This is a genomic window from Parabacteroides sp. MSK.9.14 (genome assembly GCF_019041495.1).
GTDB classification, from domain to species: Bacteria; Bacteroidota; Bacteroidia; order Bacteroidales; family Tannerellaceae; genus Parabacteroides; species Parabacteroides merdae.
Map to the genome: position 1 here is coordinate 57,258 of NZ_JAHPXO010000006.1, position 23,968 is coordinate 81,225.

The 23,968-nt window shown below is 46.3% G+C and carries 17 protein-coding genes; 4 read left to right on the forward strand and 13 right to left on the reverse strand.

The features are described 5' to 3' along the window. Position 1: 1 nt before the first annotated feature. From KTG12_RS04940 to bioD, 4 genes are all read left to right on the forward strand, one after another. Positions 2-1,141 (forward strand): 8-amino-7-oxononanoate synthase, encoded by a 1,140-nt coding sequence (locus tag KTG12_RS04940; protein ID WP_138272919.1) that lies wholly within the window; start codon positions 2-4, stop codon positions 1,139-1,141. Between the two features lie 62 nt (positions 1,142-1,203). Then, positions 1,204-1,869, forward strand: a complete 666-nt coding sequence (locus KTG12_RS04945) for a DUF452 family protein (RefSeq protein WP_022322334.1) — start codon at positions 1,204-1,206, stop codon at positions 1,867-1,869. After that, complete coding sequence (bioC, locus tag KTG12_RS04950) at positions 1,857-2,621, forward strand: malonyl-ACP O-methyltransferase BioC (protein WP_138272918.1); 765 nt, start codon at positions 1,857-1,859, stop codon at positions 2,619-2,621. Before KTG12_RS04945 ends, bioC begins: the two co-directional genes overlap by 13 nt. 8 nt (positions 2,622-2,629) lie before the next feature. After that, on the forward strand, positions 2,630-3,307 hold the full coding sequence (gene bioD / locus KTG12_RS04955; RefSeq protein WP_005641361.1) for a dethiobiotin synthase: 678 nt from the start codon (positions 2,630-2,632) through the stop codon (positions 3,305-3,307). 144 nt (positions 3,308-3,451) lie between these two features. Here the strand turns inward: bioD and rseP are convergent, their stop codons facing one another. The 13 genes from rseP to KTG12_RS05020 form a co-directional block, all read right to left on the reverse strand. Then, a complete protein-coding gene (rseP, locus tag KTG12_RS04960) occupies positions 3,452-4,786 on the reverse strand; it encodes an RIP metalloprotease RseP (protein ID WP_005641362.1) in 1,335 nt (444 codons plus the stop codon). 140 nt (positions 4,787-4,926) lie between these two features. Further along, positions 4,927-6,078, reverse strand: coding sequence for a 1-deoxy-D-xylulose-5-phosphate reductoisomerase (locus KTG12_RS04965; protein ID WP_155144100.1), 1,152 nt, complete (start codon positions 6,076-6,078; stop codon positions 4,927-4,929). A 5-nt stretch (positions 6,079-6,083) separates the two neighbouring features. Next, positions 6,084-6,956 (reverse strand): M23 family metallopeptidase, encoded by an 873-nt coding sequence (locus tag KTG12_RS04970; RefSeq protein WP_005641364.1) that lies wholly within the window; start codon positions 6,954-6,956, stop codon positions 6,084-6,086. A gap of 15 nt (positions 6,957-6,971) precedes the next feature. After that, on the reverse strand, positions 6,972-7,493 hold the full coding sequence (gene rimM, locus KTG12_RS04975) for a ribosome maturation factor RimM (protein WP_155144098.1): 522 nt from the start codon (positions 7,491-7,493) through the stop codon (positions 6,972-6,974). An 11-nt stretch (positions 7,494-7,504) separates the two neighbouring features. Next, positions 7,505-8,809 carry a UDP-N-acetylglucosamine 1-carboxyvinyltransferase gene (murA, locus tag KTG12_RS04980; RefSeq protein WP_005641366.1) on the reverse strand — a complete coding sequence of 435 codons (1,305 nt, stop codon included), beginning with the start codon at positions 8,807-8,809 and terminating at the stop codon, positions 7,505-7,507. Next, complete coding sequence (locus KTG12_RS04985) at positions 8,806-9,408, reverse strand: DUF4290 domain-containing protein (RefSeq protein WP_005641367.1); 603 nt, start codon at positions 9,406-9,408, stop codon at positions 8,806-8,808. The genes murA and KTG12_RS04985 overlap by 4 nt, the downstream gene beginning before the upstream one ends. A gap of 598 nt (positions 9,409-10,006) precedes the next feature. Beyond that, positions 10,007-11,860 carry a glycoside hydrolase family 2 protein gene (locus tag KTG12_RS04990; protein WP_122131920.1) on the reverse strand — a complete coding sequence of 618 codons (1,854 nt, stop codon included), beginning with the start codon at positions 11,858-11,860 and terminating at the stop codon, positions 10,007-10,009. Between the two features lie 4 nt (positions 11,861-11,864). Beyond that, positions 11,865-13,676, reverse strand: coding sequence for a glycoside hydrolase family 2 protein (locus KTG12_RS04995; RefSeq protein ID WP_005648394.1), 1,812 nt, complete (start codon positions 13,674-13,676; stop codon positions 11,865-11,867). A 36-nt stretch (positions 13,677-13,712) separates the two neighbouring features. Continuing rightward, on the reverse strand, positions 13,713-16,670 hold the full coding sequence (locus KTG12_RS05000; protein WP_005641375.1) for a glutaminase domain-containing protein: 2,958 nt from the start codon (positions 16,668-16,670) through the stop codon (positions 13,713-13,715). A 200-nt stretch (positions 16,671-16,870) separates the two neighbouring features. Next, complete coding sequence (locus KTG12_RS05005; RefSeq protein ID WP_005648397.1) at positions 16,871-17,545, reverse strand: DUF3823 domain-containing protein; 675 nt, start codon at positions 17,543-17,545, stop codon at positions 16,871-16,873. A 16-nt stretch (positions 17,546-17,561) separates the two neighbouring features. Further along, the gene (locus KTG12_RS05010) at positions 17,562-19,394 is read right to left on the reverse strand and encodes a RagB/SusD family nutrient uptake outer membrane protein (protein WP_005648399.1); all 1,833 of its coding nucleotides are present in this window, start codon (positions 19,392-19,394) and stop codon (positions 17,562-17,564) included. Between the two features lie 6 nt (positions 19,395-19,400). Beyond that, positions 19,401-22,829: a TonB-dependent receptor gene (locus KTG12_RS05015; protein WP_005641386.1), complete on the reverse strand. Its 3,429-nt coding sequence runs from the start codon at positions 22,827-22,829 to the stop codon at positions 19,401-19,403. Between the two features lie 96 nt (positions 22,830-22,925). Then, the gene (locus KTG12_RS05020; RefSeq protein WP_005641389.1) at positions 22,926-23,921 is read right to left on the reverse strand and encodes a FecR family protein; all 996 of its coding nucleotides are present in this window, start codon (positions 23,919-23,921) and stop codon (positions 22,926-22,928) included. Positions 23,922-23,968: the final 47 nt, after the last annotated feature.

Here is a 23,968-nt window from a genome sequence, read left to right on the forward strand (position 1 = left end):
GATGAAAGATTATAACGACATATTGGAGAAACTAAGGGCTTCCGGTAATCTGCGCAGTCTTCCTGATATCGTCCATCGTGGCAAATGGATCGAAAAAGAGGGGCAGACAATGCTCAACCTATCTTCCAACGACTACCTCGGACTCTCGTCCCGGCAGGATCTGCGGGACGAGTTTATCGAACAGTTGCAGGAAAGCGGCCTGCCGTTCTCTTCTTCTTCATCCCGGTTACTGACTGGGAATTTCATGGTCTATACCGAGCTGGAAGAACTGATGGCCAACCGCTTCGGACGCGAAGCCGCCCTGCTGTTCAACAGCGGTTACCATGCCAATACCGGAATACTTCCCGCCTTGACGGATAAACAGTCGTTGATCCTGGCGGACAAACTGGTACATGCGAGTATCATCGACGGGATTCTGCTGAGCGGCGCACCTTACCAACGTTACCGTCACAACGATTATGAGCATCTGGAACAGCTATTGGCTAAATACGTACATGTATACGAGCAAATTATTATCGTCACGGAAAGTATTTTCAGCATGGATGGAGATATCGCCGATCTCGGCCGGCTGGTATCCTTAAAGAAAAGATATCCGAATGTATGGCTTTATGTAGACGAGGCGCATGCTATCGGTGTAAGAGGGGAAAACGGCTTGGGGGTCGCCGAAGAGCAGGATTGCATCCGCGATATAGATCTCTTGGTCGGTACCTTCGGAAAGGCTTTGGGATCAATGGGAGCCTATCTGTTGTGCAGCCAGACGGTTAGGGAATATCTGATCAATACGATGCGCCCTCTGATATTCAGCACGGCACTCCCACCTGCTCAAATCGCCTGGACAAAGTTTCTGTTTGAGAGACTTCCCAGCTTTACCGACGAACGGCATCGTCTGGCCGTTACCAGCCACTTGCTTTCAGAGGCCTTGAAAGGGAAAGGGGGAGAAATATCGGCAAGCCACATCATTCCCTTCATTATTGGAGAAAACGAAGACTGTATCCAGACAAGCCTCTACCTGCAACGGAAAGGCTTTTACTGCCTCCCCGTCCGCCCTCCCACAGTCCCCAAAGGGACAGCGCGGATACGCTTCTCATTAACAGCCGACATAACTGAAGAGGAGATCCGATTTATGATTAATGAATTATGATTTATATCAAAACACACAAATATAATTCACCATTCATAAATCAAAATTCATAAATCAAAAGCATGAACATATATAAACAAACAAAAACAGGCAACAGCCAACTTCTTCTCATCTTTTCAGGCTGGGCAGCTTCTCCTGAAGTATTCCGGCAGCTGGAAACGGAACCGGATACGGATCTTTGGATTTGCTATGACTACCGGGGAATGGATTTTGAAGGAGAAGCCCTTTCCGGATACCGGAAAATCCGACTGGTAGCTTGGTCATTAGGTGTATGGGCCGCTTCGGTCATGTTTGGTAAAAAGCCTGTATCTTTCACCGAAGCCATTGCCGTCAACGGGACTCCCTGCCCCGTTCATGACCGGTGGGGTATCCCGGAAACGATCTTCCGGGGAACATTGGATAACGTAACCGAAGAAGGCATGCGACGCTTCAACCGGCGCATGTGCGGCAAACGGGATATTCTGCAAGCCTACGAGCAGATACCGCCTCGTCCGCTCGCCGACATCCGGGAAGAATTGGAGTACCTGTACGCCGAAATAAAGAAAGCATCACCAGCTTCCGCCTTGTTTAACGGATGGACACAGGCTCTCATCTCCTCCAAAGACCGGATCTTTCCTACCGAGAATCTGCGTGCCTTCTGGCAAGGCCGTTGTCCTATAACCGAGATAGAAGCTCCGCACTATCCTTTTTATTTATGGAAACAATGGAACGAAATATGGAAGCAATAGAAGCTAAACAGATACATATCCGCTTTACACGTGCTTTGTCCAGCTACGACAACCATGCCGATGCCCAACACCGTATCAGTCGGAAACTCGCTTCTCTCCTCCCTCATCAGGCGAATATCCGTTACAAACGGATGCTGGAAATTGGCTGTGGCACGGGCGGATTCACCGGAGTGCTGAAACAACAATGCCATATTGACGAATGGATACTGAATGATCTTTGCGAGGACTGCCAGGAAAAGATAGAGCAGCTCTTCCCAGGTTCTCCTCCCCGCTTCATAGCTGGGGATGCCGAAACACTATCCTTTCCCGGCAAGTTTGACCTGATTGCATCCGCCTCTGTTTTCCAGTGGATGAAAGAACCGGAAACATTTCTCCATAAACTGTCGGGACTGCTGATGCAGCAAGGATTACTCCTGTTCAGCACTTTTGTCCCCGGCAACCTGCATGAGATCAAAAAACTGACAGGAAAAGGACTTGTGTACCCAACCTCCGATACACTTGTAGGATGGCTATCCACAGCAGATTTCAATCTGCTGCATCAGGAAGAGGATACGATCGTCCTTACCTTCAAAACCCCACTGGACGTACTGAGACACCTCAAAGCAACGGGCGTCACAGCGACCGGAAACGGCTGTTGGACAAAAGGCCGGCAGGAATCATTCTGCCGGCAATATGTGGAACAGTTCGCGACAACCGACGGTCAAGTGACACTCACATACCGCCCGTTTTATATATTAGCAACCAAAAAATAAAAAAGGATATGAAAGGAACAGTCTTATTTATTACAGGAATCGATACCAATATCGGTAAAACTTTCGCCACCGGCATGATTGCATGCGCATTGGCTGAAAAAGGGAAAAAAGTCATCACCCAGAAAATGATTCAAACGGGTTGCACAGAAGTCTCGGAAGATATCGAAATGCACCGGAAAATACAGGGAATCCCTTTCACCGAAGAGGATAAAGCCGGATTAACTTGCCCCTACATCTTCACCTATCCCTGCTCTCCCCACATGGCTGCGGAGAAAGACGGGAAGACAATCGATCTGTCCGTCATCACCGAGGCAACCCGCCGCCTACAAGAGAAATATGAGTACGTCTTGCTGGAAGGTGCGGGCGGATTGATGGTTCCGAACGATTTTCATTCGCTCGCCATCGATTATGTAAAAGAGCAAGGATACCCGGTTATCCTGGTGACATCCGGCAAATTAGGTAGCATCAACCATACATTATTAAGTCTCTACGCCTGCAAACAATACGGAATTCCGGTCCGAACGGTTGTTTACAATCTTTATCCGCCTACAGACGAACTGATAACCGCCAACACCCTGGAATACCTCACCCAATATCTGGAAAAGGAATTTCCAGAAACTGCCCTTATCACACTTCCGGAAGCAACGGCAGGAGTGGCAGACATAGATATCAGCAGCCTGTTCTAAGCTCCCTCTACCCCTCCTTTTCAAAACACCGGTGTTTTGAATGATGCCTCAGCTTAAACAAACGTCTCTTTACAAGAACAGCCGCTTATCCATCTCTGTTAAAAGAATGATAAGCGGCTGTTTATTCATATATCATTTACTTCACTACTTGAAGAAGAACCTGAAAATGTCGTTTCCGTTCGCATAGATCAGTAAAGCAAACAACAGGAACATCCCGGTAACTTGTGCATATTCGAGGAATTTGTCACTCGGCTTGCGGCGTGCAATCACTTCATAGAGCAGGAACATCACATGCCCGCCGTCCAAAGCCGGAATCGGCAGAATATTCATAAAGGCGAGGATGATAGAAAGGAAAGCCGTTTTCATCCAGAACGAATGCCAATCCCATTCCGCCGGGAACAGACTGCCGATCGTACCGAACCCTCCCAGGCTGGAAGCTCCTTCTTTCGTAAAGACATATTTCATGTCGCTGACATACCCTTTCAGAGTGTTCACACCTAACATAACACCGGCAGGGAAAGATTCGAAGAAACCATATTTACGAGTCACCGTCTGATACATATCAAAAGGCGAAACAGAATAAATACCCATTTTCCCAGCCGTATCCGTATGCAGTGTCAATGTCTGCGGGATACCGGCACGATAAAAACCGACCAATACATCCTTATCCTTATTTTGTGCAAGCACTTCACCTACCTCATAGAAAGAAGGGGTTACGATGCCATTAATAGAAACGATACTGTCTCCCGGTTGCAAACCGGCAACTGCGGCAGGTGATTCGCCACTTTCCGTCTTACCCAATTCGCGCACGACCATCGGGAAACGATAGGAGGCAAATCCTTTCTTATCCCGCATAACGCGCTGTGCCATATCTTCAGGGATGGGAATTACCGTTTCAACACCACCACGCAAAACCGTTACGGTCTGTGCATTGAGTACACGGCGGAAACAATCCTCTCCGAAACGCTCCAACTCCGTATCGTCCGCTTTCAGCAAGATATCGCCATCCTGGAATCCAACGTTATGGAAAGTCTCACTATAATCCATACCCGCCTTCACATTTTTCAACGGCAGGAACGTATCCCCCCAAGTGAACAACACCATCGAATAAATAAACAGCGCCAACAAAAAGTTAAACAACACACCGGCAACCATGATCATCAACCGTTGTCCGGCAGGCTTAGAACGGAACTCATAAGGTTTCGGCGGCTGTGCCATCGCCTCCTTGTCCATACTCTCATCGATCATACCGGATATCTTGCAATAACCTCCCAAAGGAAGCCAGCCGACACCATACTCCGTATCACTGTTTTTAGGCTTAAACTTGAAAATCGAGAACCACGGGTCAAAGAAAAGGTAAAATTTCTCCACCCGAACCTTAAAGATACGGGCAAAGATAAAATGTCCGAATTCGTGGACCAACACCAATATCGATAAACTCAAAATGAGCTGTAGAGCCTTAACTAAAAATGTCTCCATACTTTGTCTCTTGACAATTGACAATGAACAATTGACAATTAAATACCTTCATACTTCTTCTTGTCCCTTGTCCATCCTCAATCGTCTTGTTCTTAATTATTATCTATTATCTTTCTTTATAATATTTTCTCTCCTAACTATCAATTAAAAAATTGCTCCGCAATTTTTCTCGCCTCCGCATCCGTCGCCACATAATCTTCGTAGGTAGGGACAGAGATGAAAGTGGCTTTCGCCATTGTTTTTTCAATCACGTCGCTCATCTGCAAGAAGCCGATCTCGTCACGCAGGAAAGCAGCGACCACTACTTCGTTGGCAGCATTCAAGATACAAGGCATATTACCACCTTTCCTGACTGCATCGAACGCAAACGCCAAGTTACGGAAACGTTCCATATCCGGCTCCTCGAAAGTAAGCGTCGCATATTGAGTGAAGTCCAAACGGGGTGCTTTACTGTGCAACCGCTTGGGATATGAGAAAGCATAGCTGATCGGAAGTTTCATGTCGGGAATCCCCAACTGGGCGATCACCGCACCATCTTCAAACTGAACCATCGAATGGATCACCGACTGCGGATGCACCACGACCTGTATCTGTTCCGGCGTAACCCCGAACAGCCACTTCGCCTCTATCATCTCGAACCCCTTGTTCATCATCGACGCCGAGTCGATCGTGATTTTCGCCCCCATACTCCAGTTGGGATGCTTCAACGCCTGTGCCTTGGTCACGACAGCCAGTTCCTCCATTGTCTTGGTACGGAAAGGACCGCCGGAAGCCGTCAGCAATATCTTTTCCACTGGGTTCTCCCACTCTCCCGCTAAACACTGGAAAATGGCAGAATGTTCAGAGTCTACAGGCAGGATCGGCACTTTGTGCTCGACAGCCAAAGCTGTGATCAGTTCGCCGGCCACCACCAACGTCTCTTTGTTTGCCAACGCGATCACCTTACCGGCTTTGATCGCTGCGATCGTCGGTTTCAGCCCCGCATATCCCACCATTGCCGTCAGCACCATATCGATCGGTTCCGACTGGACGACCTGGGCAATGGCATCCGAACCCGCCCATACCTTGATGGGAAGGTCTTCCAATGCCTCCTTCAGTTCGGGATATTTCTGCTCGTTGGCGATTACCACCACTTCAGGCATATATTTACGTGCCTGATTAATCAGCAGATCCACCTGATTATTGGCAGTAAGAGCATATACTTCAAAAAGGTCAGGATGTTCGCTGACTACTTCCAAAGCCTGCGTTCCGATAGAACCTGTAGAACCTAATATGGCCAAGTTTCTTTTCATGCGTATTAAAATGCTATATATTCTTCGGGATTGACTGGGCCACCTTTATACCACAACTCGAAATGGAGATGGGGACCGGTCGACAATTTCCCCGTATTGCCTACCAGAGCAATGGCCTCTCCCGCGACGACGCGGTCGCCCACCTCTTTCAGCAATAATTCGTTATGTTTATAAATAGATAAAAAACCATTCCTATGCTGCACCTGTATCACATTCCCGGAGTTCGGATCGAAGCCAGCAAAGACCACCGTGCCATCCAACGTAGCCAGCACGCTTTCCTTCGGGGCTGCAACCAAGTCGACACCATAATGCCGGATATTGGCATTATAATGAGAAGAAACCACTCCATCTACAGGCTTGTAGAAAAAGACACCGTCAGTAGGAACCGGATTCGGGTCCAGGACAGCCAAGTTGTATTTCTCCGCCTCTTCAAAATCCTTTACAAACTTCTTTTCCTCCTTTGTTTGAGGAATCTCATAGTCAGGGTTCACTCGTGCCAGCGAATCGATCTCTCGAATCGAATCGATCGGCATCGTCCCCGACAGAATACCTGCCACATTATTCAGATAAAGAGATTGTATCTGGATCATCCTTTCCAACGAATCGGCACGCAAGGCATTCTGCATGATCTCCTTACGAACTTCCACATCCAGATAACCCGGCAGATAGTTCCGTATCGGTGTCTTAATAATGATAAAGGCAGTAAAAGCGATCAGCAAGAAAGCAAACAAGGCCAACATCGCAAATGCGGAAAGCTGTGACAACCGGAAAGACCATACTTCCTCCAGCGTTCCTTCATTGAAGAAAGACAGTTTGTATTTAAACCTAATCCGGTGCCAGAATGATTTCTTATTTGTTCGTCTTTGCTTTTGTGCCATGTGTATTCGTCAATTTCATAAATCCAACAGACCTTCCGGGATGGAAACGGCCAGCGTCTTATTCTCATGATCGGCAGACAAGATCAGTTCCTTGGCAGCAGGCAACAACAGTTCTTCGCCGTTATGGTCGATCTGCAAAAGGACATTGATGGTTGACTCGTCGACATCAGTAATCTCGCCAATTTCGCCATGATGTTCGTCTATGACCCGATAACCGATAAAGCTATCCCATGTCATATCTCCCACCAAGTCATCCCTGTCCACTTCATCGAGCGAATAAAAGACTTCGCGGTTGGAAAATTCACGGGCCGCTTTCTCATCGTCCACATTCTTCAACTTCAGAAGGATAACGGTATCCGTCTTATAGCGATACTCCTCGATGAAAAAAGGGACCAGGATCCCATCCATCTCACATATAATATACGGATCGTCCGAATCGTCAAAAACATCGCTGTTTGTAACCAGCGCGATCTCCCCCTTTATGCCGTGAGGTTTGGCAAACTGTCCTATCTTGAAAACATCTTCTTTCTTAATCATGACAAGAATGTTTAAAGTCGGGTAATACGCGCCCCGATGCCGTTCAACCGTTTGTCAATATTCTGATATCCACGGTCTATCTGGTCGATATTATGGATATGGCTGGTACCTTCGGCACTCATCGCCGCAATCAGCAAAGCAATGCCGGCACGAATATCCGGAGAAACCATATTGGAACCACGCAGTTTGAAACGATTGCCCAACCCAATCACAGTCGCCCTGTGCGGATCGCAAAGAATGATCTGCGCTCCCATGTCGATCAGTTTGTCGACAAAGAAGAGACGGCTTTCGAACATCTTCTGATGGATCAGCACACTGCCGACAGCCTGCGTCGCCACAACGAGGAAGACACTCAGCAAGTCCGGCGTCAGTCCCGGCCAGGGAGCATCGGCAATCGTCATAATAGAGCCGTCGATAAACGTCTCGATCTGATAAGAATCGTGTGTCGGGACATGGATATCGTCACCGATTTGTTCGACCGTAATTCCCAGACGACGGAATGAATCGGGAATAATCCCCAACATATCATAGCCTGTATTTTTGATCGTGATGTCGGAACCGGTCATAGCAGCCATTCCGATAAAACTGCCTACTTCGATCATATCCGGCAAGATCGTATGTGTAGTGCCACCCAACGCCTCAACCCCTTCTATTGTCAGCAAATTGGAGCCGACACCCGAAATACGGGCTCCCATACGATTCAGCATGGAAGAAAGTTGTTGCAGATAAGGTTCGCAAGCGGCATTATAAATCGTTGTTTTTCCTTCTGCAAGCACGGCCGCCATCAAGATATTGGCCGTACCGGTCACTGAAGCTTCATCAAGCAGCATATAGGCGCCTTTCAGCTTCTTCGCCTCTATTTCGTAGAGCTGGCGGTCAGGATCATAACTGAAGCAAGCCCCCAGCTTCTGAATACCGACAAAGTGAGTATCCAGACGACGGCGTCCGATCTTATCGCCTCCCGGCTTAGGGATCAAAGCCTTGCCAAAACGGGCAACCAGAGGACCGACTATCATCACCGAACCGCGCAAGGAACCGCTTTTACGCAAAAACTCGTCCGTTTCCAGATAGTTCAAGTCGACAGCATCGGCCTGAAATGTATAGGTATCGGCAGCCGGATGCTCCACCTTCACCTGCATGTCGCGCAGGAGTTGTATCAGGTTATTCACATCCAGGATATCCGGTACATTATGGATTGTCACTTTTTCCGGCGTAAGCAATGTTGCACAAATGACCTGCAAGGCTTCATTCTTTGCGCCCTGCGGAACAATCTCACCGGACAACCGGTAACCGCCTTCTATGACAAATGAACTCATCGGCCTTTACGTGAATAGTTTTTCTTGTTGTTCGTATTGTTGCGAGCGAGTATATCACGGCTTTCCGCCAGCTTATGTACCTCTTCATCCAAGATGATCTGACCTTCCGACAATTCGTCGAGGTCTTTGAATATCTTCCGATCGTCTACGGATTCCTTGTTCCAGGTAAGGAACGATTTCTTCATTTGGGTAGCCAGCAATTTAATCAACTGGTCCTTTTCCACACCCGGTTCGAATTCGGTTGCTTTCTGGATCATTTTCTCAAGCGTCTTGCCGTAATGACGATAACGTATACGCGAATTGTTATAAGGTATACGCGGAGGACGTGAGTAAAGGTCTTCTTTCTTTACGATCTCGTACGGATAATCGATATCCAATTTGAAGTCGGCCATGATAGCCAGGTGATCCCAGAGAATATGTTTGAAGTCGTTTACATCGCGTAAATGGGGAAACATGTTTCCCATGATGTTGATTATTGTGTCTGCACAGCGTTTACGTTCTTCCCTGTCCTGAATGGTAATGCAATAGTCCACCATATTCTGTATATTGCGTCCATATTCGGGCATAACCAATTTCTTTTCTTCTGTATTATATTTCATTACAAATTCTGTTTATCCGGCAAAGTTACAGATTATAATTGATTTAAACAATACGGCTCCTCCCCCGCAGAGTGTTAAGAAAAGCCTATAAAACCAAGGAGAAAGAAAACCGATTATAATATGTTTGCTTTCCTACTACTATTTTGAAAAGCCAATGAACAAACGTATCAAAACATGGCTGGACAAATGACTAAAATGACATCGGTCTGCAGATAACCGGTACACTAACTCGTTTCATGCCATCAACTAACTCCAAACACCTCAAGAACTAAATGATAACATATAGCAAAGTATCTATTGGCAGTCACTACCAATTGCCCATATGTAGTACTACCAATTGATGATAGATAGTACTACGTATTCGTGATAAGTAGTACTACATATAAATAATATGCTATATGCCTTGAATTAGTTTACTATGACTTCCGAGATAGTTTATGGTATGTTCCGGATCAGTTGCTTCTTGAGAACGGGCAGAGTCCGGATAGGATCATTTTGCATTTTCCTTACCACTTTGAGAAACAACGCTCCGAATAGGCACAAAAAAAATTAGGGGACAAGGATATTCCCTGCCCCCTAATTGATTTTTAGTCCGTTATTATTTTGATTCTGGTGTCTTACTGAAAATGGTGTGGATACGCTTCATGTCGAACTTAGGGGTACGGTCGTAATAATAAATACCGTTTTGCTCCTGTTCCACATCCGTAAGCTGCGTATAGCAATAGCCCCAAATATCATTTGAGAGAGAGAGCACAGCATCCACCTGGCCTTCCAGACGAGCATAGAACTCTTCCAGGGAACGAGGCGGTTCGCCATATCCCCAGGATGTATTCTGGGCGCTCTCCATCTGCTGCGACGGATTCCATTTGATACCGCCAAACTCATCCACCAAGTAAGGCATGTCCTTCTTGTATTCCGGGAAAGCATACTGGTCGGTATATTTCAGGCCGTTGTAACCGATATTCATCGGCATCAGATGGATTTCCCATTTCGGAGCTTCCATCAGTTTGCCACCGTTATACAGTTTCTCCTTCAACTTGGCGGGGTCCTGTTCGTAATTATGAACGGTCCAGATATCGGTTGCGATATGCGTTCCACCGCTTGCCCCATGGAAAGGACGCGTCGGATCGATCATTTTCGTCAGGTTGTAGAGGTCGTGCATCAAACGCGGATATTGCACACGGTCGGGCCAGAACTCCTCGTTGGTCGGCGTCCAGATCAGGAGTGACGGATGGTTACGGTCGCGCTGCACAATCTCACTCCATTCGGTAATGAAATTACGAGCCGTTTCCGTATCGTTACAATCCATCCCCCAGCTGGAAGCTTCCCCCCAAGTCAGATAACCCATCTTATCCGCCCAATAATAGAAACGTTCTTCGAAAACCTTCTGATGCAGGCGTGCTCCATTGAAACCCGCCTCCATAGAGAGTTCGATATCCCGTTTCAACGCCTCGTCACTCGGAGCCGTCCAGATGCCGTCGGGATAGAAACCTTGGTCGAGCACCAGGCGCTGGTAGTAAGGCTTATTGTTCAGATAAATCTTATTGCCTTCGATATGCACTTTGCGCATACCGGCATAACCATTGACCTCATCAATTATATTTCCATTCTTATCCAATACTTTGTACTCCAAATCGTAGAGAAAAGGACTTTCCGGACTCCAAGTTTTCATCTTCTTGACCGGAAGGACCACAGAAGACAGAGAGCTTGCCGAAACCGTCCGGCTGGCAACCACCTTGCCGTTGTCTTTCAATGTCACCTGCAATTTTCCACCTGCTTCCTTATAGAAACGGGGACGAACCACCAATTGCTGCTGGTCGATATCCGTCAGAAGCTGAACCGATTGCAATCCTTCCGGATGGACCGCTTCCATCCAGACCGTCTGCCAGATACCGGTCGTACGGGTGTAGTTGCAGCCATAAGAGGCGTATTGCAGATTCTGTTTGCCGGCTGCTTGTTTGGCCCCACGGACGTCGCTCTCCACATAAACAACCAGACTATGTGTCTGGCCTGGCTTTACCAGAGAAGTAATATCCACGGCAAACGAGGAAGTCCCACCGAAATGGCGGTTAGCCAAAACTCCGTCGATATAGACTTCCGATTTATAGTAGACCGCACCGAAATTAAGCAGAATGTTCTTTCCGTTCCATTCCTGCGGGATCGTGATCGGACGCTGATACCAGAAATGATTGATAAAGTCCATATATCCGATACCGGACAATTTACTTTCCGGGCAGAAGGGAACAGTGATCTTCTTGTCAAAACCTTTCGATTTATAAAACTCGCGTTCCATTCCTGAACCGCCGAAATCAAACGAGCAGGTCCATTCCCCATTCAGGTTGACCCAACCCGCCCGCTCGAACTGCGGACGGGGATATTCGGGACGCGGCATAGACCAGACAGAGGCCACGCACAGAAAAAGAGATAAAAAAGCTATGCTAATCCGTTTCATGCTTTTACTTTAATTCGTTAATAACTGACTGATTGGCTTTCTTTACAGCAGCTTCGTCGATCTTGATCACTTTGCGGTCGTATGTCATCAGACCGTTCACTTCACCTTCCACATCAGTTGTCTGCGTATAGACAGCGGCAGAGAAACCACGTTTCACATAATCTTTCAGGATATTGGCGTATTTGACATATTCAGCCGTCACTTCGTCGCTGTTCTTAAACTGCACATATCCCCAGTTGCGTTTGTTCCACCACAAATGGTTTTCTACCGGAAGGCCGATTCCACCGTATTCACCCAACACATTCACACGTTTCGGATCGAACAGGAACATATCGGGAGCCGGATAGTTATGCAGATCCAAGATATCACCGCAAGGACGATGGTTGCCGCCGCTTGCCGGGTTCACCAGACGGGAAGGATCGTAAGTCTTTGTCCATTCAGCCGCTTTTTCCGTTTCAAACTGTCCCCATGCTTCGTTGAAAGGAACCCAAACGACTACGGAAGGATTGGATATGCAAAGGTCCATGATCTCTTTCCATTCACGATAATAGTTGGCCTTGGATTCAGGTGTACGTTCATTGTCTTTTCCACCGTTATATACATGGTGATCCCAAATATAAGAGCCATGATCGCCGCTCGGCATATCCTGCCATACCAAGATACCTTCCTTATCGCAATGATAATACCAGCGTGCCGGTTCCACTTTCACGTGCTTACGGATCATATTGAAGCCCCAGTCTTTTGTTTTCTTGATGTCGAACAACAATGCTTCATCTGTCGGAGCCGTATAAAGTCCGTCAGGCCACCATCCCTGGTCCAGCGGGCCGAACTGGAATAAATCCTGATTATTCAACTGCATGCGCATAATGCCGGCAGCATCGCGTTTAGAAGAAATCTTACGGAAAGCCGTATATGATTTTACTTCATCCAGCACCTTTCCGTCTTTCGACAAAGAAACCGTCATATCATACAAATAAGGATTGGACGGGCTCCAAAGTGTCGGGTTTTGTACGGACAAACGCAATTCCTTTCCTTGAACACCTTTGGCCGTAGCCACAACCTGGCCTTTGTCCAACACCTTCACGGTTACGATACCGGAATTGCAGTCGCAGGAAGTTCCGACCGTCACATTCAACGTATTATTGTCAATATTGGAAATAGACTTTACCGAAGTCACATGGGCAGCAGCTACCGGTTCCAACCATACTGTCTGCCAGATACCGGTTACTGGTGTGTACCAAATGCCTTCCGGACGGGAAGTTTGTTTACCGCGCGGTTGATATCCCTTATCACTAGGATCCCATACACGGACAACCAGCTTCTGGTTGTTCTTTCCTGTCAGATACGGAGTGATGTTGAAGGAGAACGGAGTGAAACCGCCTTTATGAGAACCGATCAGGATGTCGTTTACAAACACGTCCGCTTTCCAATCCACCGCACCGAAATTTAACATGATGTCCTTATTTTTCCAGGCTGAAGGAACGGAAAAAGTACGCTTATACCATAATTCGCTGTTTTCGCCAACTTCTTTCTGTACGCCAGACAGAGAGGATTCGACAGCAAAAGGAACCAAAATCTTACCATCGAATGTTGCCGGTTCTACATCGCCAACCGGTTTGATGGCATATTCCCATTCCCCGTTCAGATTTTGCCAATCGCCACGTTCCAACTGAGGACGGGGATATTCAGGAAGGACATTCGCCGGATTTACCTGTTCCGACCACGGTGTCTTGATCTTATCTCCTACCGGTTTCCATTGAGCCTGTGCACCCAAGGCCAGTGCCAATGCACAACATACAAATAAGGTCTTTTTCATGATTTATACTTTATGATTTGTGAATGATTATAATTTTCAATTAATAAACTCCGGAGCTTCCGCTTCTAAAGAAGGACTTGCCCCTTCAACTTCCGGCCAGCCATCTCTCCAACGGATCCGATCCAACATCAGGACTCGTCCGGTAGGATGTTCACGGCTCACGGCATGATAGAGAACCCAGTCGTTCCCACGGTCGTCCGTAACGATTTCCGAGTTATGCCCTGTACCGACAAAAGCATCATTTCCATGAATCAGAACTTCGTGATGATTTTCCATCATCGGTCGTCCCTGTTTGTCGGTGTACGGGCCGAACAGGCTGTCAGAACGGCCTACAACTGTAGTATAGGTACTTTTCAATCCCTCACAACAACTCCCTATCGAGGCAAACAAATAATAATAATCGCCCCTTTTATGGATGTAAGTACCTTCGTAGGCGGTTCCGGCAACCTGTTTCTTTTTGGCTCCGTCCCGAACAGATAGGCCGTCTCCCGACAACTCTATCCCATAGATACCGCGGAAACTACCCCAAAACAGGTATTTTTTCCCGTTATCCTCCATGAAAAATTGGTCTATAGAATTTTGAACTTGAATTGTCTTGCTTCGGAACAACGGTCCCTTGTCAATGAACGGCCCTTCCGGTTTGTCGGATGTAGCAACTCCGATCCCACAGGTCCACTCACCTCCCCAGACGGACATGGAATAATACAATACATATTGTCCGTTAATATAATTGATATCCGGTGCCCATAAGCCTCCTTTCGGCTCGAAGGTCGGACGTGTTTCTTCCGTGAAAGCCGTTCCGATCTCCTCCCAGTCCACCAAGTTGCGTGAACGATGGATCGGCGTATTGCGGATATCTTCGGTTGCATACAAGTAGAAATAGCCATCATCCGCTTTGATGATGGTCGGATCAGGCAAACTGTAATCGATCACCGGATTCCGATAAGTGCTCTTGGCTTCCACCACTGGTTCTTCCGCCGGCTCAGGACGAAAAGAGGGTTTATACATCTGCTTTTCCAGCATCTTCATAAAAAAGCCCCCCACTACCGAACGGGCACGCATGTTGATGGACCGGCCGTCGGTAGCCTCATACCAGTCGGTCAGGGGTACGCGAGGTTCGGTTTCATTCACATATTTATAGGCGGGTGATAACAAACGGGAGAAATCCTCCTGCGTATCTGCCAAGCACGCTGTCCATAAAATCCAATCAATCTTGGTATAGGTCTTGCGGCTGTCAAGCGGAAGGCCGAACGGCTGTTGCCGACTCAAATAGAAAGCGACCTCCTTCCGGGCGATCCTGTCCGGAAAGATATGCAAGCCCAAAACTCTATCCCAAACCAGATTATACTTCTGGCTCCAAGTATTTTCCCGGTCGAATGTCAGCCGGTAATGATCTCCATCATCAGCCATCCGCTCCCATTTCTCTGCCATCTCGCGAGCGGCTGAAACATACCTGACAGCCTGTTCCTTATCTCCCAACATCTCGGCCAACTTTCCATATCCGGCAATCCCTATGATCGCCTTTATCGAAAGGTTTGCATTATGGGCCAGGTGTCCGGCAAAATCATCCGTACACAACTGATTTTCCGGATCAAGTCCCTCTTTCAGCAAATAATTAGCCCAAACACCCAACGTCTTCCAATGTTCACGAGCATAATCCGCATTACCTTCGCGCAGAGCGATGGCAGTTGTCAGAATCAACATATTCCCACATTCTTCGACCGGCATATCGAAAGGATATGTCTGCCCGTTGGCATGAGGATAGGTTCCGACATCATGGGCGGCAAAAGGCTTGTTCCATCGTCCGCTTTCGCTGTAATGGAAAATCGGATTCAGCATTCCTTTCAATAATTCCGGATTATAAAGTAAGAACAAGGGGGCAGACGGATACGTCACATCAACCGTACCGATCGAACCATTGCTAAAATTCTCCTTGGAAAGAAACAACAGATTCCCGTCTTTATCTTCTATAAGTTTGTGGGCCGCCACCGCCTGGCGGTAAGCAATGGCACAAAGTTCTGCATATTCTTTTCCACCGGCTTTTTCCGCGTCTTCCATCAGACGAGTGTCGAAATGACGGCAGCGCTCCATAACCGAACGATATTCCTTCGCTGATTCTTCAAATGCCTGCCGGATATTTTTCTTACCGTTATGTTTCCAATACGCCATCCGGTTATCCTTGAAATACTGGATGGCATACAAGTCGTCATAGCCCACCATCAGGAACCCGGCCTTCGGAGAAGAAGACACTGCCTCCAAAATATGGCTGTAGACAAGTTGTTTCCGATCGCCAACCTCCATCACCGTCTCCTTTTCCACTTGTGCCGCCAAATAGAAATAACCCCAGTCAATACGGACATCATCCCCTTTGCGTAACAAAACAGCCTGCTCAGCCGTTCCTGTCTTCAAATAAGAAATACCGTTTTCCACCTCCCTCTCAACCATGACCGCCTGATCCTCCGTGTTGACGGCCAAAGATGAAAAAGCTTCGACACTCACCCGTACCTCATGCTTCTTTTGATCTGCCGAACGAACCTGCCAAGAAATATAATTGACCGGCATGGACATCCGATCCAAATCATCCAGCAATAACGGAGCCGTAAAAACGACATCGAGCAAAACCGGACCACATTCAAATGTATAATAAGTTTGCGTGGGAAGGACATTCACAGACAACTGTCGGGCAGCAGTCGCAAAACGAACCGATGCTCCCTCTTCCGGTGTTTCCTTTCCCATGAAACGATAAGAAACACCATCCACATCCACTACCCCCAACAAGGCCTGTTCCTTGCCGGTCCAATGGCGGGTCACATCAGCATTCAATTCATCTGCAAACGACCAAACGCTGGTATATGGATCTACGGAAATAAGCGGATAAGAAGGAGCGCGCAATGCGTTCCTTTTATCCGGCTCAAACAAACTCCCTGAACCGCAGGACACGTTCAGCAGTATCCCTTGGCAACAAATCAATAGTATCAGAAAGGCCTTCTTCATTTCTAATAAATATATATATAATTAAACACAAACTGACTTGATAATAAATCATGTGCAAAGGTATTCTTTCGCCTTCTATCACATTTTCAATTATCAATCATTTACTTTCAAATATCAATCAAAACTACATGAAATCAGCTTGATACGCAAAACCGGATAGGATAACCGTTTTTCAAGCATCCTATCCGGCAATAACCTTATCACTTCAACCGAACCACTGGCGAATAGATAGCCTGATCCGCTCCGTTAGCCAAAACACCGACACGAGCGTAAAGGGCTTTTGCCTTTACTATTTCGGTATTACCGCTAATATCGGCAGAAAGATTCACGCTACCGGGAACGACATCCGAGAAGTCCTGACGGTACAAGTTGTTGACATCATCCGCAAATTGCGTCTTGCTTAATAACAACATCACCCGACTGATCTTCGCATCCGGCACAATCCTGTTAATCATAAACGACGCGTTCATTGCCGATCCCGTAACAGACAATTGTTCGTTCGAAATCATAAAATACGGAGTAACTTCCAGATTCACTTCCGTATGTCCTTTCAAATTCACGGTTACGGACTCATGATTATTCACCCACGGTCCGTTCCCGTCTCTTGTCGTCAAACGATATTCACCATCAAACAAAAGAGCGGAGAAAGTACCATCTTGTCCTACAAAAACAGAAATCGGATCATTCTTCTCATAACCATCCTGATACAACTGCAACTGGACTGCTTCGCCGGTTCCACGCAAGTTCAAAGCCTGTCCCTGATAAGTAACTCTACCAACCAGTTTGGATTCCGGCGCATCAAAATTATCTTTTCCACAGCCGGAAAACAATACCAGCAGTAAAATTACCGAAAAAATATTAGATATAATCTTCATACTCATGCATTTTTAATTATTGATACGGGTTCTTTACCAACTTAGGATTATTGTTAACCCAGCCCAAATCGAGGAAGTTGTAATAATTCTGCATCCGGAAATAACGTGCATTCGGAGACATGAACAAGAAGTCTTCCACAAACACCCACTTGCCGTCATTCGGGTCACCCGGTGCAACCACACGATACGGCCAGAGGCGACGGTGACGAGCCTGCGGATCATTGTTGTTTCCATTCCAGACTTTATCAGCCAAACGCCAACGCTTCATATCCCAATAACGATGGTCTTCGAAAGCAAATTCAACGCGATATTCATGCACGATATTCTCAAATGTAACAGTTTCCAACGGCTTCACACCTGCACGATTACGCACGGCATTGATAAATTCGGCTGCACGTCCGTTTTCCAGTTCGAAAGACGCTTCGGCCGCAATCATATAGGCTTCAGACATACGGAAACGAGGCATCCACATTTCGGAATTACGACCACGCGTCGATGCTCCAGGAGTTTCATCAATAAATTTACGATAATAAAAACCTGTCTTATTAACATACTGTTCATTAGACTCTTTCGGACCGTTCAATGCAGTCAAAGCATTTCCATTGGCGTCTTTAGAGTCCAAATCACCAGCTATCAGCTCCCATTCTCCATTATTCTTTACCAACTGACCTGCCTGCAATACGACCGGAACACTTTTCAATTCCGCACCCGGATAAAGGATAGTTCCCCATAAACGAGGATCACGGTCTTTGAATGGAGCATCAGACGAATCATAAAACTTAAATGTCCCATTTTCAGAAGTCACGACCTTACTATCCGTCCCAGGGGTATCCGTATCAAGCAATTCATAGGCTTCAACCAGATTTAAAACAGGACCGCCATAACTATTGTCAATATCCTCCGCATGAGACTTAGGAATATTATATTTCGTAAACTCAACAGTCTGCCCCGGATATTTATAATCCCGTGCCCAAATAACTTCTGTATTATTGTCTTTTACGGATGTCGCCTCATAAAAGTTTAATCCCTTATTGTCCGGACGCCGATCCTGCAGAATATAAGGACTGTCTTTAATCACATTCTCTGCGGCAGCCAAAGCCGTTTTATAATAATCAGATGCCTTATCAGCCGGAATCCCAACTTCCCCTCCCTCTGTTCTAATCGGAGTTGACATTTTATTATTATAATTAGCGATCGAAGCAGCATAGACAGCGGCACGCGCTTCCAACATCTTAGCCGTCCACCTATTTGCACGAGCAGAATTTATCTGTTTCTCCGCCGGCAATAAATTATAAACAGCCTGGCATTCACTTATGATATAATCATACATCTCTGCTTCCGTCGAACGTGGGAACTGCATCGTAGTTATATCCATACCAGATTGATAATCAAACACCTCATCTCCGATTATCGGCATACCGCCCAAACCACGGCACATATTGAAATAACACCAAGCACGTAAAAAACGCGCCTCCCCTTCTAATGGAGCTTTCTCAGAATCTTTCAGGACTTCCGTTTCACGCAACCCTTTTAAAAACTGATTCACATTACGGATGAACGTATAATCATACACTCGCCAAAGATCATCTTCGAACGTAGAGCGTTGATCCGGTCCTCCATCCATTTTTGCCGCATCATCAATATAAGTCATGGAATAGCTATCATTTATGTGTTGTCCCCATGTTACGCGACCATAATAATTCGCTAAAACAGATTTAATCATCACCGCATCACCAAAAATCTGGTCATCCGTCATGATCTTATCTGGCTCACGATCCAAAAAATCACTACAAGCCGTTGCCGAGAACAAACAAACTGCCAAGGCCGACATTATATATATCTTCTTCATTTCTACCTAAAATTTAAGGTTTACACCAATATTTATAATACGTGTTGTCGGATATCCCAAACCATTTCCTTCCGTCGATTCAGGATCAATACCCGGAGCATTGGTAAATGTCAACAAGTTGGTCCCCGCCACATAAAAGCGCAGATCCGAGATCAACGCTTTTTCCACAATATGTTTCGGGAGCGTGTATCCTAACTCCAAATTACGTAATTTGACATACCGGACATTCTTTTTCCAGAAGGTACTGTTCCAATAATTACTGTGCGAACTATTTCCAATCAACAACATCGGATATTTTCCCGGTATCAATTCACTGTCTGCATCCCAAATATCAGACAAACGCCATGTGTCTTCCATATAATATTGCGGGTTGTTACCACCATCATGGAACGGGTTACGTTGTTCCCATTGCTGATACCAGGATCCCATCGCGCCACCGGTAAAATCGAACGCCAAATCAAATCCTTTCCAACCGAATGAAAAATTCAAACCGAAATTAAGAATCGGAGTGGAATCTTCCCGATATCCAATCGGACGTTCATCCAAACTATTAATCACACCGTCACCATTCACATCCTTATATTTGATGTCACCCGGACGAAGCGTCTTATTACCCTGACGGTCATTGTCGATCGGATAAGTGGCGATCTCTTCCCAACTATTGAACTGTCCGATTGCTTCCAATCCCCAGTTCAGATAACCGAAACGATGGTTCAACGAATTGCGATACACATCCCAAGAATTGGAGAAACGCGGTTTATACTGTTCCCAATCATAGAAACGGGAATACGTAATATTACCGCCGATAGAATATGTGAAGTCCTCTACCCGGTCTGTCCACCGAACAGCCGCATCATACCCCATGTGCACATCCGAATTCAAGTTTTCTTTCGGTAGGCTGAAACCGACTTCCGATGGCAACAGGACATCATAACGAGATGCAGGAAGCCCGTCACGCTGACGGCGGAAAAAGTCGAACTGCCCCGTCAAGCGATTATCCAAAAAAGCAACATCAAAGCCGACATCCAGAATCTTAGCCTTGATCCAAGACAATGTCGTCACCGGAAGTCCGCGCGGAACCGAACCTATCGTATATTTCCCATCAATAACAGAACCGCCATTCTTATAGTTATAACCGCTCATATAATCGAACGCCGCATATCCGGAAACGTTATCGTCACCCACCATACCGTATGATCCACGGATTTTCAAATCGCTGAAAATATTCGATAGCTTGGATTCCTTCCAGAAATTTTCTTCCGAAATACGCCAACCGACAGAAGCGGAAGGGAAGAATCCCCAACGATGATCAGGCGGAAATTTCCAAGATCCATCATAACGAGCCGAAAATTCAACCAGATATTTATTGGCATAATCATAGTTGCCACGGAACATCCACCCCAAACGTGCCTCCGTTTCATTACCCTCATCATTATATGTATCCATCGTCTCATAATCAATCAGATGTAACGCATTAGCCGTCGGAATAGCATGCAGCCAGGAAGTCGGCGTATCTCGCTTAATCGATTCAACCCCGGCAACAGCGGCCACATTATGATCTCCAAACCTTTTATTGTAAGACAGTTGAATATTCGACATCAATTCTTCGTTGTGTCCCACACGTCTTTCTCTCCAAGGATTATTATTCTCGAAAATCACCGGATAAGTATCCGTCGCTTCATCATAGCCATACAATTTATACGTATATTCCTGATTATTCATCTGCTGATATGCCAGATAATATCCGACCAAAGCCTTTGCCTTCAAACCATCGAAAATATCATACTCCGCCGTGGCTTGTAATTGCGCCACACGCCAAGTTTCTTTATATTCTCCGGACAATTCATAATTCAACCATCCGAAATTCGTCGCGGCATTAGAAGAAGTCAATGTCGGATATTTAGGATTGTCATTTGCAAAAGGACGCTTTGTCGGCAAATTTCGATATGTCCCAAAACGAGGCATCCAATAATCATCTGCCTCCGGAACACCCGGATTTTTCCTTTCTTCTATACGGCCATTCATGGAAGCTCCCACTTTCAAACGAGAAGTAATTTGCGTGTCTATGTTCATCTGAACATTGGTACGTTTAAATCCACCATAATTTACAATCATCGCGTCTTGGCTCATGTGACCGACAGAAACATAATAGTTCGTCTTATCCGAACCACCGGAGATATTGGCATTCAGATAATACTGAGGATTGGTTTCCCAGATGAAGTCATACCAGTCAAACGGCACATATCCTTTTTCTTTTCCCGCCAACCATTTCTGATAGTCTTCCTTACTATATGTATAGTCGGTCTTTCCTTGAACCGTTTCAGACTGGATATAATTGGTGATATAGGTCGCCGCATCCGCCGGTTTCGGGAAAGTAGACGGATTCTGCCAACCGTAGTATGCGTTCAGAGAAACCGTATTCTTAGTGTTCCGTTTACCTTTTTTCGTATTGACAACAACAACACCATTTGCCGCACGCACACCGTAAATAGCGGCAGAAGCATCTTTCAATACAGAAATGCTCTCGATATCATTGAAGTCGATATTATTGAATTGGCCTGCATCCGATTGCACACCGTCGATCACATACAACGGATCACCCATGTTACGGATCTGGATACTGGTCGTAGCCCCCGGACGGCCATCCGTCTGGCGCGTGTTCAAACCGGCGATCTTACCGACCAGTGCACCCGAAGCCGTGGAGGCAACCGAACGGCTGATGTCTTCCGAACCGACGGCCGTGACGGCACCCGTCAGCGTCGCCTTTTTCTGCGACAGACCGAAACCGGTCACCACCACTTCTTCCAGCGCCTGCGAATCTTCACGCAAAGTTATATTCAAAGTAGATTTTCCTTTGACCGAAACAGACTGCGTGACATAACCGATATAAGAAATTTCCAACACGGCATCAGGAGCCACAGTCAAGGAAAAAGCACCATCCATATCTGTAATGATACCGTTGGTCGTCCCTTTTTCAACGACATTGGCTCCCGGTACCGGTTCACCCAAATTGTCGACTACGATCCCTTTTACTATATGTGTTTGTTGCTGTACGACAGCCACGGAAACTTCCTTTGCGGCTGCTTTCTTTTCCGGAACCAAGACAATTTGGTTGTTCGATATTTCAAATGTCATTCCCGTCGAAAACAGGATATTTTTCAAAATATCCTTAACAGCCTTGTTTTGAGCATTCACGCTTACTTGACGAGACAAATCAATCTTATTCTCATCATAGAAAAATGAATAACCGCTTGCCTCTTCGATCCGTGAAAGCGCCTCGCTCAACGAAACATTTTCCAACCGGAGCGAGATGGAACGAAGCTGAACTTCCGCTTCGGCCGTCCCGGACAAACTCATCCAAAATAAAATGCTTATCAATAATGGCATCTTCCATTTCAAAATGCCACTGTTACTAAAGAACTTTCGTTTCTTCATAACCTTTTTAAGATTTAATAAATTACTGATTTAATTGTTACAACTTCGAATTACTTTTTTACGTGTGTTTCATAGGCATTCCTGATTTAATTGTTACTATTTTCTTGTTATTCTCACCGTATTATCTTCATCAAAAACATATTCTATCGGGGTTATCTTCGCAATCAGGCAAAGCACCTCCTCCAACGATTCATGTGTGATCGTAAAGGTATAGGCTTGATCGGTCGGCAACGACGGGTCCAAACGGATATCCATGCCATACCATTCCGACAGATATCCGGTCAGTTCATAAATCGTCTTTTTCTCGAAACGCAAGGATTCTTTTGCCCAAAGGCAAGAGATAGAAACATCCGTGGTTTTCTTTTCTATGCTGGGAACACTTTTTTTACACACGGCTGTTTCGCCCGGATTCAGGCTTCTCGACACACCGTGATTTTCAACAACGACCAACCCTGACAATAGGCTGACATCCACATGGTCCTGCTTTTCCCGCGCCTTCATGTTAAAAACCGTCCCGTGCACCTTTACGACCACACCGCCGCCTTCCACTACAAAAAGACGGTCCGGATCTGCCGCCACCTCGAAATAAGCCTCTCCATCCAAACGGACGTTACGCTCTTTAGTCCAACGGGAAACAAAATATTCTAACGTCGATCCGGCATTCAGCCAAACGAAAGTACTGTCCGGCAAACATATCCGGGATTTTCCATTCAAGGAAGAATAAGCCAATACGGCATCGCTTGCCTTGTACCATTCGGCCGTCATATAACCGGCAAAAGAGAACAACAGGAAAAATAAAACCGCAACCGCAGCAATATACAAACGAAAAGAACGCAAAGACAACTTGAACATTCGCGGCTCTGCCTTTCTCATACGCTCCTCCATCCTTTTCCATAAGGCATCGACATTGGAAACATACCGCATGTTTTCTTCCATGATGGACAACCAAAGGGATTGCCAACTTTGGAATCGGGCATGGTTTTCCACATCGGCAAGCCATACATCCAATTCTGCCTGTTCCTTCTCCGAAATCTCACACTTGAATTTCCGGATAATCACTTCCCACGGTATATTTTTGTCTCTTCGTACCATTTATGAAACGTGAGACTCGAAAAATGAAGGCATCCCCTAAAAACAAA

Coding starts and splice junctions, on each gene's coding strand:
- KTG12_RS04940 (WP_138272919.1), top strand. CDS start 2: ATGAAAGATTATAACGACATATTGGAGAAACTAAGGGCTTCCGGTAAT.
- KTG12_RS04945 (WP_022322334.1), top strand. CDS start 1,204: ATGAACATATATAAACAAACAAAAACAGGCAACAGCCAACTTCTTCTC.
- bioC (WP_138272918.1), top strand. CDS start 1,857: ATGGAAGCAATAGAAGCTAAACAGATACATATCCGCTTTACACGTGCT.
- bioD (WP_005641361.1), top strand. CDS start 2,630: ATGAAAGGAACAGTCTTATTTATTACAGGAATCGATACCAATATCGGT.
- rseP (WP_005641362.1), bottom strand. CDS start 4,786: ATGGAGACATTTTTAGTTAAGGCTCTACAGCTCATTTTGAGTTTATCG.
- KTG12_RS04965 (WP_155144100.1), bottom strand. CDS start 6,078: ATGAAAAGAAACTTGGCCATATTAGGTTCTACAGGTTCTATCGGAACG.
- KTG12_RS04970 (WP_005641364.1), bottom strand. CDS start 6,956: ATGGCACAAAAGCAAAGACGAACAAATAAGAAATCATTCTGGCACCGG.
- rimM (WP_155144098.1), bottom strand. CDS start 7,493: ATGATTAAGAAAGAAGATGTTTTCAAGATAGGACAGTTTGCCAAACCT.
- murA (WP_005641366.1), bottom strand. CDS start 8,809: ATGAGTTCATTTGTCATAGAAGGCGGTTACCGGTTGTCCGGTGAGATT.
- KTG12_RS04985 (WP_005641367.1), bottom strand. CDS start 9,408: ATGAAATATAATACAGAAGAAAAGAAATTGGTTATGCCCGAATATGGA.
- KTG12_RS04990 (WP_122131920.1), bottom strand. CDS start 11,860: ATGAAACGGATTAGCATAGCTTTTTTATCTCTTTTTCTGTGCGTGGCC.
- KTG12_RS04995 (WP_005648394.1), bottom strand. CDS start 13,676: ATGAAAAAGACCTTATTTGTATGTTGTGCATTGGCACTGGCCTTGGGT.
- KTG12_RS05000 (WP_005641375.1), bottom strand. CDS start 16,670: ATGAAGAAGGCCTTTCTGATACTATTGATTTGTTGCCAAGGGATACTG.
- KTG12_RS05005 (WP_005648397.1), bottom strand. CDS start 17,545: ATGAAGATTATATCTAATATTTTTTCGGTAATTTTACTGCTGGTATTG.
- KTG12_RS05010 (WP_005648399.1), bottom strand. CDS start 19,394: ATGAAGAAGATATATATAATGTCGGCCTTGGCAGTTTGTTTGTTCTCG.
- KTG12_RS05015 (WP_005641386.1), bottom strand. CDS start 22,829: ATGAAGAAACGAAAGTTCTTTAGTAACAGTGGCATTTTGAAATGGAAG.
- KTG12_RS05020 (WP_005641389.1), bottom strand. CDS start 23,921: ATGGTACGAAGAGACAAAAATATACCGTGGGAAGTGATTATCCGGAAA.